The sequence below is a fragment of the Beggiatoa alba B18LD genome, from assembly GCF_000245015.1.
GTDB classification, from domain to species: domain Bacteria; phylum Pseudomonadota; class Gammaproteobacteria; order Beggiatoales; family Beggiatoaceae; genus Beggiatoa; species Beggiatoa alba.
On sequence record NZ_JH600070.1, the window covers coordinates 1,775,918 to 1,790,544 of the forward strand.

11 protein-coding genes are annotated in these 14,627 nt (G+C 40.4%); 4 read left to right on the top strand and 7 right to left on the bottom strand.

All coding sequences use genetic code 11. The features are described from left to right. Nucleotides 1-313 precede the first annotated feature (313 nt). A complete protein-coding gene (gene fmt / locus BEGALDRAFT_RS07105) occupies nucleotides 314-1,237 on the bottom strand; it encodes a methionyl-tRNA formyltransferase (RefSeq protein WP_002685167.1) in 924 nt (307 codons plus the stop codon). A gap of 21 nt (nucleotides 1,238-1,258) precedes the next feature. Beyond that, nucleotides 1,259-1,762, bottom strand: coding sequence for a peptide deformylase (def, locus tag BEGALDRAFT_RS07110; protein WP_002685173.1), 504 nt, complete (start codon nucleotides 1,760-1,762; stop codon nucleotides 1,259-1,261). A gap of 225 nt (nucleotides 1,763-1,987) precedes the next feature. Between def and BEGALDRAFT_RS07115 the strand changes: the two genes are divergently transcribed. Beyond that, nucleotides 1,988-3,964 carry a PAS domain-containing hybrid sensor histidine kinase/response regulator gene (locus tag BEGALDRAFT_RS07115; RefSeq protein WP_002685174.1) on the top strand — a complete coding sequence of 659 codons (1,977 nt, stop codon included), beginning with the start codon at nucleotides 1,988-1,990 and terminating at the stop codon, nucleotides 3,962-3,964. Nucleotides 3,965-4,250: 286 nt separating this feature from the next. On the opposite strand, the gene BEGALDRAFT_RS07120 is transcribed toward BEGALDRAFT_RS07115, so the two are convergent. The 3 genes from BEGALDRAFT_RS07120 to BEGALDRAFT_RS07130 form a co-directional block, all read right to left on the bottom strand. Then, nucleotides 4,251-5,294 (bottom strand): Rpn family recombination-promoting nuclease/putative transposase, encoded by a 1,044-nt coding sequence (locus tag BEGALDRAFT_RS07120; RefSeq protein WP_002685175.1) that lies wholly within the window; start codon nucleotides 5,292-5,294, stop codon nucleotides 4,251-4,253. A gap of 46 nt (nucleotides 5,295-5,340) precedes the next feature. Beyond that, a complete protein-coding gene (locus tag BEGALDRAFT_RS07125) occupies nucleotides 5,341-6,399 on the bottom strand; it encodes an ABC transporter ATP-binding protein (protein WP_002685176.1) in 1,059 nt (352 codons plus the stop codon). Between the two features lie 111 nt (nucleotides 6,400-6,510). Further along, nucleotides 6,511-7,125 (bottom strand): PilZ domain-containing protein, encoded by a 615-nt coding sequence (locus BEGALDRAFT_RS07130; RefSeq protein ID WP_002685178.1) that lies wholly within the window; start codon nucleotides 7,123-7,125, stop codon nucleotides 6,511-6,513. A gap of 145 nt (nucleotides 7,126-7,270) precedes the next feature. Here BEGALDRAFT_RS07130 and pgi point away from each other — a divergent pair, with 145 nt between their 5' ends. Next, a complete protein-coding gene (pgi, locus tag BEGALDRAFT_RS07135; protein WP_002685181.1) occupies nucleotides 7,271-8,920 on the top strand; it encodes a glucose-6-phosphate isomerase in 1,650 nt (549 codons plus the stop codon). Between the two features lie 87 nt (nucleotides 8,921-9,007). Here the strand turns inward: pgi and BEGALDRAFT_RS07140 are convergent, their stop codons facing one another. Further along, complete coding sequence (locus tag BEGALDRAFT_RS07140; RefSeq protein WP_198284618.1) at nucleotides 9,008-10,267, bottom strand: hypothetical protein; 1,260 nt, start codon at nucleotides 10,265-10,267, stop codon at nucleotides 9,008-9,010. 185 nt (nucleotides 10,268-10,452) lie between these two features. After that, nucleotides 10,453-12,120 carry a hypothetical protein gene (locus BEGALDRAFT_RS19055; RefSeq protein WP_040294899.1) on the bottom strand — a complete coding sequence of 556 codons (1,668 nt, stop codon included), beginning with the start codon at nucleotides 12,118-12,120 and terminating at the stop codon, nucleotides 10,453-10,455. Between the two features lie 241 nt (nucleotides 12,121-12,361). Between BEGALDRAFT_RS19055 and pheA the strand changes: the two genes are divergently transcribed. Continuing rightward, a complete protein-coding gene (gene pheA, locus BEGALDRAFT_RS07150) occupies nucleotides 12,362-13,447 on the top strand; it encodes a prephenate dehydratase (protein ID WP_002685184.1) in 1,086 nt (361 codons plus the stop codon). Between the two features lie 40 nt (nucleotides 13,448-13,487). Beyond that, a complete protein-coding gene (hisC, locus tag BEGALDRAFT_RS07155) occupies nucleotides 13,488-14,594 on the top strand; it encodes a histidinol-phosphate transaminase (protein ID WP_002685186.1) in 1,107 nt (368 codons plus the stop codon). The last annotated feature ends 33 nt before the right edge of the window (nucleotides 14,595-14,627 follow it).

Below are 14,627 nucleotides of genomic sequence, written 5' to 3' on the forward strand. Positions count from 1 at the left end.
ATTCCTTACTTTACAGCAAGTGATGTTTTACACTCAATCAATAATACATGGTTTGACGGTCGGTATTTACAGGGACAAGCTGCATACTGTTGGATAAATAAATTAACGCGAGTACGGCGAGATTCTTTTAAAAAGACAACAGCTTGAATGTTGTAGGGTGGAATAGCGTAGCGTATTCCACCTTGAAACTCTGTAAAAACTGAGCAAAAACAGATTATAAATCGTATGGTGGAATACGCTTTGCTATTCCACCCTACATTTTTTAGGTGAAAAATTCTAAACGGTTTTCGCCACTCGCCCAACTAGCGTTAAATTATGTTAATAAATGTTGATGTCCATTTAAAAAATCGGCGACAGAAAGCATTTTTCCGCCTGCTTTTTGTACTTTTAGTAACCGTAAAATTCCGTCTTGTGTGGCAACATCAATGCCTTGTTTTGTAATTTGAAGAATTTCTCCTGCCGTTACCGCATTTGTTGGCGCGGGTAATGCCTGAGCTTCGCCAATCCGAAGGGTATAGCCTGCGATGGTGGTTTGTGCCATTGGGAAAGGATTATAAGCGCGTACTGCCCGCTCTAAGGCAAGTGCTGATTGTGTCCAATCTAATTGGGCTTCGGCTTTTTCTAATTTGCGGGCGTAGGTTGCGTAATGTGCATCTTGTGGCGTTTTTTCTAACTTTTCTACATCGTCAATGGCTTGACGCAACACAGACGCGCCTAATAAAGATAATTTGTCGTGTAAAGTTTCTCCCGTTTCTTGCGGTTCTATCAGGCATTTTGCTTGCATCAACATTGCGCCAGTATCTAAGCCAATATCCATTTGCATCAAAGTAATACCTGTTTCTGCATCGCCTGCGAGAATCGCGCGTTGTATCGGTGCTGCACCTCGCCAGCGCGGCAAAATAGAGGCGTGGACGTTGATACACCCAAAGCGTGGCGCATTTAAAATGGTTTCGGGCAGTAACAAACCGTAAGCAACGACAACCATTAAATCTGCTTGTAATGCGGCTAATGTGGCTTGTGCTTCTGCATTTTTTAAGCTAGTTGGTTGATAAACTGGGATTTGATGCGCTAAAGCCAACTGTTTTACAGGGCTTGCTTGTAATTGTCGCCCCCGTCCTGCGGGGCGGTCAGGTTGTGTGTAAACTGCACAAACGCTATGTGCTGAATCTAATAGAACTTGTAAGCAGGGCACAGAAAACTGTGGCGTACCTGCAAAAATAATTTTTTTAATGGACATATAGAGAGTAAATAAGAAAATTTAAGCGGTTTTACGTTCTTGTTTTTCTAGCTTTTTACGAATACGTTGTCGTTTGAGCGCAGAGAGATAGTCCACAAATAACTTACCCTCTAAATGGTCTAATTCGTGTTGGATACAAACCGCTAATAAACCCCCTGTTGATAGTTCTAGGGGTTCACCTTCACAATTAAGTGCAGAAACCGTCACAAATTCGGCACGTTCGACTTCATCATAAATACTAGGAACGGATAAACATCCTTCCTCCATGACTTCAAGCCCTGAACGATGGGTAATTTCTGGATTAATTAAGCAAATCGGCTGATTTTTTTCTTCAGAAATGTCAATAACAACAATTTGTAAAGCAATATTGACTTGTGTTGCCGCTAGTCCAATACCGCGTGCTTGATACATCGTTTCAAACATGTCCGCAATAATTCGTTTAACCTCTGCATCAACAACCTGCACAGGTTTTGCTTTGTGACGTAAACGGGGGTCTGGAAAATGAAGGATTTCGAGTAATGCCATAAGTGTGCCTTATTACAACGTAATTATTTATAAATATAAGGGGTGTTTATAAAATTCACCAGTCAACGGTCAAGAATTTATTCCGACGGTATTGTACTACTGTCTTTTGCTTTATAGCGGGTATTCATACAGACAAATACGATAGCCACGTGTTAGGATTTTTTTTAGGAATAAAACTTGCGATAACAGATAATCCTGCATTGCTTTCGAGACATCCTATAAATTATGGAACTGAATACACTTCATAAATTAGTCAATTTTAAAAAAACCTTAGACATGACATTAGATTGTGTTTTTATGTTTCATGTCTCATCATTTGCTTTTTTCTATGTAAATCAAGGAGCAATCACTTTACTGGGATATAATCACGCAGAGTTATTACAGAAAAATGTGTTAGACATTCAACCATTCACAACCCATGAGCAATTTAAAGAAAAAATTAAAATTTTACTTAATAAACAATTGCCTATTTTAAAGTTTGAAACCTTGTATCAGCATAAACAGGGAAATTTAATTCCTGTAGAAATGATTATTCAATACATACAACTTTCTGATAAAGAAAATCATTTCTTTACAATTGTCCGTGATATCAGAGAGCGCAAGCAAATTGAGGATAGTTTAGAAAAAGCCTTAGAGTCAGCAGAACAAGCGCGTTTAGAAGCAGAAAAAGCTAACCGTAGCCGTAGCGCGTTTCTTGCCAATATGAGCCATGAAATTCGCACGCCATTAAATGTGATTTTAGGCTTTGCAGAACTTTTACAGGGACAAATTCAAGATTTACACCATAAAGAATATTTAGCCGCGATAAAAACCAGCGGACATTCTTTGATGCAACTGCTCAATGACATTTTAGATTTATCAAAAGTAGAAGCAGGACGCATGGTTTTAGAATACACAACGATTAATCCATTAAACGTGTTCTATGACATCGGCAATATTTTTGCGGAAAAAATACGAGAAAAGGACTTAAGCCTGATTATCGAACCTTCACCAGCCTTACCTGCTTGCTTGATTTTAGACGAAGTTCGTTTAAGACAAATCCTATTAAATCTTGTTGGTAACGCGGTAAAATTTACCCATCAAGGACATATAAAAATCCATGTCACTTGTAGCGACTTTATCAGCGATGCCCAACAAACAACTGTTACCCTAGTCTTTTCTGTTGAAGATACAGGCATCGGCATATCCCCTGAACAACTCGCCACGATTTTTGCCGTCTTTGAGCAACATGTAGAACAAAATCCGCAATATGGTGGCTCAGGTCTTGGATTAGCGATTACAAAACGCTTGGTAGAAATGATGGGCGGGCGCATTTGGGCGCATAGTAAAGTCAATCAAGGCAGTATTTTTACCGTCTCTATTGAACGAGTTGCCGTAGCGTTACAAGACAGAAACATTTTAGAAACTGAGAATAAAAAATCGATTCATATTGATAGTGTGCGCTTTAATCAACAACGCATTCTTTTAGTTGATGATGTTAAATTTAATCGTGATTTAATCAAAATCTTCTTAAAAGATGCCGATGTCGAATTTATCGAAGCTAATAACGGTCAAGAAGCGATAAATCAAACGCAAAAATATCTCCCCCATCTGATTTTAATGGACATTATCATGCCAATGATGGACGGACACACGGCAACGCGCATTTTAAAACAAAATCCGCAATATGCGCATATCCCAATTATTGCAGTCACCATTGCGATTGTTGACAGCGAAGAAGTGACGTTACAAACGTTATACGATGACTTTCTTAAAAAGCCTTTACATAAAAATACACTGATTTCTGGGCTGATTAAATTCCTACCCTATACGCTCAACACGATTTCCGCGAAAAAAGTATCTACTCCATTAATAACGACATCCACAACATCACAATCAAACCTTGCCAACCTACCAATTTCCACAATAACAAATTCATTGAAGTCCACAACCTCTCATTCTATCTCTGCATTACTAACACATCTCCAACAAGCAAAAACCGAATGGGAAGACATCAGTAATACGCTTATTATTAATAATATTGAAGAATTTGCCAGTAAAATGCAAAAGGTTGGACAAGAATATGGTTACAGTCCATTGATAGAATGGGGAATTCTCTTAGAGTCTCAAGCAGCAATGTTTGAAATTCAAGCTCTATCTGAAACTTTAAGCGATTTTCCACGATTAGTGGACGAAATCAGCCAACAATCGGACTTGTTTTAACCCAAGTTTGGTAAGATTCAAAATTTAAAACAAAGGGTTGTTATATTTGCGGGAGTAAAATAGCTTCAGCTTTTTAAAAAAGTAAGACAAAAAAAGAGGAACACTTCATTTAATAGAAGTGTTCCCTCAAATGCTAACGGTAAACCTAGGTAACGTGACCCCTAGATTACCTCCCCATACGTCAGATTAGGTAGGAGTCATCCGAGTATGGCTACCCCGATTTTATGCACCATTCGTGCCATAAAAACACATTTTTAGAGGGGAAATCGGTCATGGCGGGTTGCATCTAATGAGTTTCAATTTCCCGCCAAAATGCGCTGATATTCTCAATGCTGTAGAATTTGACCAGTAAAGCTATTAATTTCTCATCGCTGAGTTGAAACAGGCGTTCTTTTTCTTCCGTCATCAAGGGCGCGAAACGGTTTTCTAATAGCACGATTAAGGCTTCCGCTTTGCCTTCTGCTTTACCTTCTGCTTTACCTTCCACTCTCCCCTTGAAAATCCCCTCTTCGAGTCCTTCTATTCTTCCCTTGAAAATCCCTTCTTCCAGTCCTTCGGCTCTGCCTACAGCTCTTTCCTGTTGCCGTATTTGTTGAATCGCATTATCTAACATGGCTTTTGCCTCATATTTATCGTGATAGACCTGTTCTAAACTTTGGTAGTCTTCTGCTGAACGTCGTCCGTGTAGCATTAATTGTGCAAACCAATTGGCTAATAACGAAACGCCTTCTTGTTGTTCAGTTTCAAATAAGTTTAGTACTTGTGTAATGAGTAGTTCTATATCGTTGGGGTAGGTTTCTGCGAGGAATAGCGTTGAAACCAGATTTTTGATTTGTAGTAGTTGTTCTTGACTATATTCATTTTCAGCAATTTTGAAAAAGCGGAAATCAGGGGTATAGCCTTTTAATAAGTCAGGTTCTTCTAAAATTTCTCGTAATCGGGTGGGCTTATTCCATTTCTCTTCGCCATTGTATAAGACGATGGGAAAAATCGGCGGGAGTTTTTTTACTTTGGGACGAGTTTCCGCATAGTCTAGCCAGAAGCTACAGAGATAGTGTAGAACCCGTAATGCCATGAACCAAACCACGGATGATTGAAATTCTAGCAAGACATAAATATAGGCTTCTTGTTCTTTAAATTTAACTTTGTAAATTAAATCGCTTTCGGTTTCTTTGTAGTGTTCAGAGATGAAAGATTTATCGAGACGTTCAGCGGTTTCAAAGTCAATTTCTTGAACCCAAGGTTCTGGGACGAAGGTTTGTAGAAGTTGGCGGAAAAAGGTTTTATTGGAAAAGAGCTTTTTGTAGCCTCGGTCGTGAAGGGTTTGCATCTAATTAATAATCTATTAGGTTTTTATCGTGCAAAAGGGATATAAATTAACTCGCTGGAAACGTCGCTAATTGTTCGGCCACAACCCGCACGCCGATTTGTGCGCCGATAGGGTAATCTTGATGGCTGGAGAATAACGAGAAAATTTGTGCACCACTAGGAAGGCTTAAGGTATAAAGCGTTTCTGAGCCTTTAAACGCTTTTTGTTTCACGGTTGCTAATAACGGATAAGCAGGGTCTAGTAAAATATCATCAGGGCGGATTAGTACATCAACGGTATAACCAATTTCGTTTTGTGTGGTCGCTTTGACTTGAACAATCCCTAATTCGGTTTCTATTTGATTGACTCCTAGCCGTTGCCCTTTAATAAATGAGCCTTTGCCAATGAAGTCGGCAACATATCTTTCAACAGGTTCATGATACAGATTATATGCGGTATCCCATTGTAATATTTCGCCGTGACGCATCACGCCAATTTTATCCCCTAAGGCAAAGGCTTCATGTTGGTCATGAGTGACTAGTAAACCTGTCATGCCTTGCCCTTTAAGAATGTCGCGCACTTCTAGGCTTAAGCGTTCCCGTAAATCAACATCTAAATTAGAAAAGGGTTCGTCGAGGAGTATTAAGGCAGGACGAGGCGCGAGGGCGCGAGCCAGTGCAACCCGTTGTTGTTGTCCACCTGATAATTCATGCGGATAGCGTTGTGCTAAATGGTTGAGTCCAACGACATTAAGATACTCTTCAACCCGTTCTTTTTTCTCTACTTTATTTAAACTGCGTAAGCCAAACGCGACATTATCGAAAACAGTTTGATGCGGAAATAGGGCATAGTCTTGGAAAACCATACCAATTTGACGTTTTTCAGGGGGGCAAAGTTGATTCGGTGCAGAAATCATATTGCCATTAAGACGAATAACCCCTTGATAAACAGGTTCAAAACCTGCAATTGCACGCAAAGCAGTGGTTTTTCCACAACCGCTTGCGCCTAATAAGCAGGCTAGCTCGCCTGTTTGGATTGCAAATGATAGGTTTTTAAAGATGGTTTGGTCATCATAGCGACACTCGATATTATCTAGCTCTAATAGTGGCGGTGTTGTATTAGACATGGGGTTTTATCGTCCATTGTTAGCTAAAGTCGGTATTAAATCGGTATTCTTTGGTTTATGAATTATTATTTTGCAGTCTTGTAAAACATGGGAATTGATAAGTAACAGAATTTAGCCTTTAAGTGTGACTAATTCTGCTTTAATTTGTTGTTGATTTAAATGTTGTAAAATTGTGCTGGCACTGATTTCATCAATATTGTGTTCGACAATTAGCACATGTGGTAAGTCTTCTTGAAAGGAAACAAAAGCGACACCGTGTAATGCTTGAATATCTTGGGCAATATCGGCGCGTTCTGTTTGGGAAAGGGTTTTGTCTAAGCGTAACATGGCATCGACGTATTTATGGGTGGGACTTGTTTCTTCTTTCCCGATACGGATGATGATTTGTTGAATTTCTTGTATAACGCTGTCAGATGGCTCAAGGAGCATAAAGCCTGTTGCATAAAGTTCGTGGTCTATTTTTCCTGTCCAACGGCTTTGCGCCATACAGCAAAAATGTTTGTCGGCGGTCATGTCCACATAATGTAAATCAGCTTCTAGTTTTTGCAGGCGGACACCGATAATGATTTTTTTATCGACTTCGATGGGGGTTTCGCTGATGAGTAATAGTCCATGTGTTGAGATGTCTCCTAAATATCCCAAAACTTTACCCGTTTCTGAATCAAAAACATGTAAAAACATGACAAGTACTTGACGTTTAAATTGACGGCGTTCACGTTCCTTCATAATAACCTCATACAGTGTTTTATCCTGATGTTTAAAAGTAAGGATACAGCGTAATCTTTAACAACTATTCATTTGAGTTTATCAAGAATATCCCTGTAATATCACTTCTATCTTCTTCTAGCCACAACTTCACAACTTATCCACCATGTCCGTACTGATTAGTCATACACCGATTTGGCAGGCTTTACAAACGCATCAATGTTCATTAGCAACAGTTCATCTGAGAGATTTATTTGCGCAAGATTCTCAGCGATTCTCCCATTTTTCGCTAAATGCGTGCGGTTTATTACTGGATTTTTCTAAAAATCATATTACGCATGAAACTTTGCATTTACTGTTGAATTTAGCCAAACAAGTTGAATTAGAAAGTCACATTGAATTGTTGTTTCATGGCGATAAGGTCAATAATACAGAACATCGTGCTGCGTTACATACTGCACTGCGAAACCGTTCACACTATCCTATTTTAGTTGATGGTCAGGATGTCATGCCCGCTGTTGATGCTGTTTTAGCCAAAATGCGGGAATTTAGTGATGTCGTCAATCAGGGAAAATGGTTAGGCTTTACGGGTAAGCCCATTGATACCGTTGTTAATATTGGAATTGGTGGCTCTGATTTAGGTCCTTTAATGGTTGTGCGTGCATTAAAAGCCTATCATTGTCAGCCGTTAAAAGCCCATTTTGTATCTAATGCAGATAGTACACAACTGGCTGAAATTTTAGCAATTTGCAATCCAGAAACCACTTTATTTATTGTTGCTTCTAAAACATTCTCAACGCAAGAAACCCTATTAAATGCACACAGTGCACGCCGTTGGTTAATTGAGAAATTAGGTTCAGCTTCAGCCGTCGCCCGTCACTTTGTTGCGGTCAGTACAAACAAGGAAAAAGTGCAAGCATTTGGCATTGATACAAATAATATGTTTGCATTTTGGGATTGGGTTGGCGGTCGATATTCCCTGTGGTCAGCCATTGGTTTATCTATTGCCGTGATGATAGGCATGGATAATTTTGAACAACTACTTGCAGGAGCACATGCGCTCGACCAACATTTTGCAACCGCGCCACTTGCTGAAAATATGCCCGTTATACTTGGATTATTAGGCGTTTGGTATAGCAGTTTTTGGTCTGCCCATACACAGGTTATTTTGCCGTATGATGTTGCTTTAGAATATTTTCCGAATCATCTACAACAGCTTGTAATGGAAAGTTTAGGAAAAAACGTGACGAAACAAGGACAATTTGTTGATTATGCGACTTGTCCGATTTCATGGGGAACATTAGGAAATAATGGACAACATGCGTTTTATCAATTACTGCATCAAGGCACTCAATTAGTCCCAGCCGATTTTCTCGTAGCCATAGAAAGTCAGCAAGCCTTAGACGAACATCAATTAGCTGTTTTATCCAATGCACTGGCACAATCACATGTTTTAATGCAAGGAAGAACATTAGAAGAAACACGAATTGCATTACAGGCAACAGGTTTACAAGGAAAGGCACTAGAGGAAGCAGTCCCACATCGTGTGTTTAAAGGGAATCAGCCTTCTAATACATTGGTTTATCAAAAGCTCACCCCACAGATTTTAGGTGCGTTGATTGCGTTATATGAACATAAAACTTTTGTACAAAGTGTGTGTTGGGGAATTAATGCTTTTGACCAGTGGGGCGTGGAGTTAGGAAAACAAGTAGCGAGTAAGTTCTTAATAGAATTGCAGAAAACCGAGCCAAATCAGGATTATAATGCATCAACAAATGGGTTATTGAATTACGTTAAAACGAAGTTGTCCCATTAGATGATTTAGATGTATAAAAAACACCACATATAACATATTAGTTTATATGTGGTGTTTGCTTAAGAGCGGCTTAAAAATGATGAATAGTTAGTCTTGAATGTTAAGAATAAATGGATCATTCAATACATAGAAGTAACCAAAGCCTTGCTCAGATGAGATTAAAACACGCCCGCGATAGCCGACAAAAAAGATTACTTGTCGTTTTGTGCCTAAAGAACTGGGTGGAATAAGGCTACCTGTTCCGATGGTAATCGTTTTTTTGGTCGTAGCACTTAAAGAAGCATTATTTTGGTAAGCAACGATATTAGCAACTTCTGGATCGGTTACTAAACCTTCCCAATCTTGCCATGCTTCAATTTTTCCTGTGGAATTGTCTCCAAAGAAACTACCATAAGAAACTTTTTGTTTCCAAATCATCTTGGTTAAGTCGCTATTCATAGACGCGTCTCCCCAAGCGGCAACGATGACGATATCCCCTGAGGTATCTTGTGTATCAGCGAGAATATCTGCTGATAAAGTCACTGCACTACCGCTAGAGATTTGATCACCACTTTTTAAGGTGATTTTAGAACCACTTGTATTAGTGTATGCCCCTGTGAGGTTGATTTCTGCATCAGTTGTTAAACGGAAAGGATGATTTAAAATCAATGTCAGGTTATTGGGTTCTGGCTCAGGTTCTGTTTCTCCAATACCATCTAAACTTGTAGAACTTCCACCCGCCCAAGGACGTGCAGAACGCCAAGCACTGTAAAGTGTTAAATCTGACACCACAAAAGAAATGGTTAAACTTGCAAACTTAAACGAGTCAAGCGCATTAACAGGATGATAAAGCACAAAATACATATAACGTGGTGTTGTTAAGACTGTAGATGTACTACCTGGTGCGCCATATAAAGAATCGCTTAATCCACCTGCAGCAGCATGCAACTCGCTAGTATAGATAAAGTTTCCTGTAACATTGCCACACATCTCATTACCAGCCGAATCAACTTGACGTGTTGATGTGCATAATTCACCAGGGTCTGTCGAAAATGAACCCATTACTGGGTACGTTCCCGCAACATATCCCCCGCTAGAACTACCAACTCCCTGCCATTGATTGGACTCAGCCCCAATACTAACCGCCGTAACCCCCGGCGGGACTAAAATGGCAATACGTAGGCTTTTGCCTTGTTTAATAGACGTAATAGGCATTGGACTACTTGTGGATTGGCTAGAGTAAGTAACACTGAAGAAATTAGGTACACTAGAAATAATGGGATAAGTTTGGGAACTTAAAGTAGGTAGGACGTAATCATTATCCCACGCCCATGTAGATGGACTGATGAAACCTAGCATGACTAGCATTGTTAATGCATAAACATGCATTTTTCTTAGCAAAAAGAAGTTTTTTGTTTTGAGCATGATGTAAACGAAGAAGTAATTAAAGAGATAAATAAGTAAACAAGCCCTTATCATGCAACCATAATAACGATACCTGTTTATTATTCTCCCCCATTGATCAATATTCGCCAATGGGGAAGACGTTAAACTTATTTAACAGAGATGGTGGTTTGTGAGTTGGTTCCAGCACTATCAGATGCAGTGAGAACTGTACTACCAACACTCAGACCTTCAACTAAACAAATAACGCCACCTGTACTTGATGAAATGCTTGAGAGCTTAACAATCTTTGCATCACTAACAGCACAAGTAGCAATTGTGGTTTTTGCAAGTGGATTAGACTCAACAGCAACAACTTTACCAACTTGTACTTCTAATGTAGAAGGTGTAAGAGGTGTTCTATCAGGTAATTTCAATGTCAGTGGTTGGCTTAACACATAAAATGTTTTTTGTGTGAAGGGGTCAGATGAGGTTTGTCCCGTGTAACCAACATAAAAACTAACTTGTCTGCCTGTATTACCTAATTGTGGTGGAGCAGTAAAACGTCCAGTTCCAACGTTAATATAGTAACCTACTGAACTATAACTAACTTGTGCAACATAAGGCAGTGCTGTTGGAATTTCTACACTACTTCCTGATAGATAAGGACCAGTCCAAGAAGCCCATGTGTTTGCTATAGAATCACTACTAAAAAAACTTTGAGCCGCTTTTTTCTGTTGCCAAATCACATTCTCAAAAATATTGCTGTGTGCTGAATCATCTGTCCATAAGGCAAAAACGACTAAATCTACAGCACCATGTGAGGAGTCTGTCACGATTTTAGCCTTTAGATTAAAGACTTGATTTTCATCAATCAACATATTTTGTTTTAATGTTGAGGTTACAGTCCCTTCTTCAAAGCCACCATAAAAAACAACTTTTGCAGTTGTTGTTGTATTTGGATGCCCCAATACAAAAGTGTCAACATTAACACCTGTTCCTGTTGTCGTTCCATTACCAGTACCAGAGCCGTTATCCGTTCCCGAGCCATTATCTGTGCCAGAGCCGTTATCCGTTCCTGAACCATTGTCCGTACCAGAGCCGTTATCTGTTCCCGAGCCATTATCCGTTCCCGAGCCATTGTCCGTACCAGAGTCGCCTTCTAATCCTGTTATACTGCTACTAGAACCACCAGCCCAAGGACGTGCAGCACGCCAGTTGTTATAAGCATTAACATCAGAAATAACAAAGGAGAAACTAAGGCTTTCAAACTCAAATGGTAAACTAGCAGATAGTTGTTGATATAAAACAAAATAGAAATAGCGAGGGCTGGTTAGAGCTGATGCACTTGAACCTGGTGCGCCATACATAGACTCACTTAAACCACCACCAGCCGCTTTTAAATCACTGGGGGCAACGCATGTAACACCTGCTGGACGGGAAGCACAAAATGAGCCTGGATCCTCACTATAAGTTTTCATAATAGGATAAGTTCCATCTACATACCCACCACCATTAGCAGCCCATCGCCCTTGCCATCGGTTTGATTCTGCGCCAATAGAAACAGCTGATGTTCCAGGAGGTGCAAGCACTCTAATCCGCAATGTTTGCCCTTGGCTAACTGCAAAACTGATAGGGTCTTTCTTAGTCGAATCTGAAGACAAACTCGAATAGCGAACTTCTAAATAATGCCCTGTTGCATTTGTTGCAGCAGTATAAGTACTGGCATCTATCGTAGGTAATATATAATCATGATCCCATGCAAAAACCTGTGTAGTGACACAGAGACCGATTAAAGATACAACCAAAGAACAAACGTTTTTCCAATTTAATTTCATTCATAACCTCACAAGTAACAAATTATTTGTTTCTAAAATAACCCATAATTATTTTAAAAAAACAAAGATTTCTATAATTATAGAACAAAATTTAAAAGGAAAGAAATGAAGAACATTCACAAAGCGACGAACGGATACTAAAAATTGCTTTTCACAGAGATACAGATTACAAGTTGCGTAACCCATGCTATTCACATAACATCATAGCTTTCAGCTAACTTACCCCTAGTATCAGACCAGCATGTCCAAACTTGACCTTGCAGTTATCCGCACCCAAATTGATGAAGTTGATACTCAAATTCAGGCGTTAATTACGCAACGTGCTAATTTAGCAAAAGATGTTGCAAAGGCTAAATATGCAGAGGAATCACAGCCTAATTTCTACCGTCCTGAACGAGAAGCAGAAATTCTACGACAAGTAATCAGTCGTAACCAAAACAGTGTTTTACCTAATGAAACATTGACCTTCATCTTTCAAGAAATCATGTCAGCTTGTCGAGCTGTTCAAAAAAATATCATGGTTGCCTTCTTAGGTCCTGCAGGAACATATTCACAAACAGCCGTTTTTAAACATTTTGGACATGCTATTCAAACTGTTCCTGCACAAACGATAGAAGATGTATTTCGAGAAGTTGAAGTCGGTAATGCCGAATATGGCGTTGTTCCTATTGAAAACTCTACAGAAGGTGGGGTCAATCAAACCCTAGACTGCTTTGTCAATACCAGCCTAAAAATCTGTGGTGAAATAGACCTCCCGATACACCACTGTCTTTTAGCAATGACGCAAGACCGTAGCAGTATTACCCGCATCTACGCACATCAACAATCCTTTGCCCAATGTCGCGCATGGCTCAATGCCAATATGCCCAACGTCGAACGCATCGCAGTCAATAGCAATGCAGAAGCCGCGAGACGCGCCTCCAATGAAGCAGGGACTGCTGCCATTGCAGGTGAAACAGCCGCAGAAATTTACCATCTTCACGTCTTATCCGCTCACATAGAAGACCACGTACACAATACAACCCGCTTTGTTGTCCTTGGTAAGCAAAATACCCCCGTAACAGGCAACGATAAAACCTCTCTATACCTCTCATTACCCAACAAAATGGGCTCACTCTACCACCTACTTGGCTGTTTTGTTAAAAACACCATCAACATGAGCAAAATTGAATCCCGCCCCTCTCGACAAACCGCATGGGATTACGTTCTATTCGTTGATATAGAAGGACATATTCAAGACGAGCCTGTTAAAAACGCCATTCAAGATTTGCAAACCCAAACAGCCATTGTTAAACACCTCGGCTCATACCCACGTGTACTACGCTAAATAAAAAATTTATTTACTGAAATAACAAAAGAACATCATCATGATCTGCGATTTTTTCAAACTAGCAACCAAAGGTGCGCAAGCCCTACAACCCTACCAACCAGGCAAACCCATCGACGAATTAGAACGCGAATACGGCATTAAAAACGCCATCAAACTCGCTTCCAATGAAAACCCCACAGGTATCAGCCCGCTCGTTATTTCAGCCATCCAAGCCCACCTACAAGAACTCCCCCGCTACCCTGATGGCAATGGCTTCCGCCTTAAACAAGCACTTGCGAAATATCACAAACTCAACATAGACAACATTGCACTAGGTAACGGCTCTAACGACATCCTAGACCTCGTCGCCCGTGCCTTTGTAAGCGAACAAGACGCTGTCCTTTTCTCAGCACACGCATTTGCAGTGTACCCCATTGTTACCCAAGCCATTGGCGCAAAAATGATTATTGTCCCAGCTAAAAACTGGGGGCACGACCTCACCGCCATGCGCCAAGCCATAACCCCCAATACCAAACTCATCTTCATCGCCAACCCCAACAACCCCACAGGTACATGGGTCAACAAAACCGAACTACAAAACTTCTTAGACAACGTCCCTGAAAACGTGATTATCGTCCTAGACGAAGCCTATTTTGACTATATGGATGCCCCCGACTACCCCGATAGCAGCCTCTGGCTTGACCGCTATCCCAATCTAGTCGTTGCCCGCACCTTCTCAAAAGCCTACGGACTGGCTGCCCTCCGCGTTGGCTACGCCCTTGCACACCCAGACATCATCAACCTACTCAACCGCGTCCGCCAACCCTTCAACGTCAACACCTTAGCACTCATTGCCGCCGAAGTTGCCCTACAAGACCGCGCCTATATTCAAAATGCCGTGGCACTCAACAAAGTAGGACTTGCAACCCTCACACAAGCTTTTGATAAAATGGGAATTAACTACATCCCCTCACGCGCAAACTTCATTACCTTTGACCTAGGCAAACCTGCCCTACCGATTTATGAAGCTCTGCTCCATCAAGGTGTTATCGTTCGCCCTATTGGAAGTTACGGTATGCCCAATCATCTACGTGTTACCGTTGGACTCCCCGAAGAAAATGAACGATTTATTCAAGCACTCAAAAAAATCTTGACTCAAACATAAACGCCAAATATAATTCCTGTTCTTGAAACGCAG

Excerpts from the sequence above, each read along its gene's own strand:
- fmt (WP_002685167.1), bottom strand. The coding sequence starts at position 1,237 with ATGTCCATTAAAAAAATTATTTTTGCAGGTACGCCACAGTTTTCTGTG.
- def (WP_002685173.1), bottom strand. The coding sequence starts at position 1,762 with ATGGCATTACTCGAAATCCTTCATTTTCCAGACCCCCGTTTACGTCAC.
- BEGALDRAFT_RS07115 (WP_002685174.1), top strand. The coding sequence starts at position 1,988 with ATGGAACTGAATACACTTCATAAATTAGTCAATTTTAAAAAAACCTTA.
- BEGALDRAFT_RS07120 (WP_002685175.1), bottom strand. The coding sequence starts at position 5,294 with ATGCAAACCCTTCACGACCGAGGCTACAAAAAGCTCTTTTCCAATAAA.
- BEGALDRAFT_RS07125 (WP_002685176.1), bottom strand. The coding sequence starts at position 6,399 with ATGTCTAATACAACACCGCCACTATTAGAGCTAGATAATATCGAGTGT.
- BEGALDRAFT_RS07130 (WP_002685178.1), bottom strand. The coding sequence starts at position 7,125 with ATGAAGGAACGTGAACGCCGTCAATTTAAACGTCAAGTACTTGTCATG.
- pgi (WP_002685181.1), top strand. The coding sequence starts at position 7,271 with ATGTCCGTACTGATTAGTCATACACCGATTTGGCAGGCTTTACAAACG.
- BEGALDRAFT_RS07140 (WP_198284618.1), bottom strand. The coding sequence starts at position 10,267 with ATGCTAGTCATGCTAGGTTTCATCAGTCCATCTACATGGGCGTGGGAT.
- BEGALDRAFT_RS19055 (WP_040294899.1), bottom strand. The coding sequence starts at position 12,120 with ATGAAATTAAATTGGAAAAACGTTTGTTCTTTGGTTGTATCTTTAATC.
- pheA (WP_002685184.1), top strand. The coding sequence starts at position 12,362 with ATGTCCAAACTTGACCTTGCAGTTATCCGCACCCAAATTGATGAAGTT.
- hisC (WP_002685186.1), top strand. The coding sequence starts at position 13,488 with ATGATCTGCGATTTTTTCAAACTAGCAACCAAAGGTGCGCAAGCCCTA.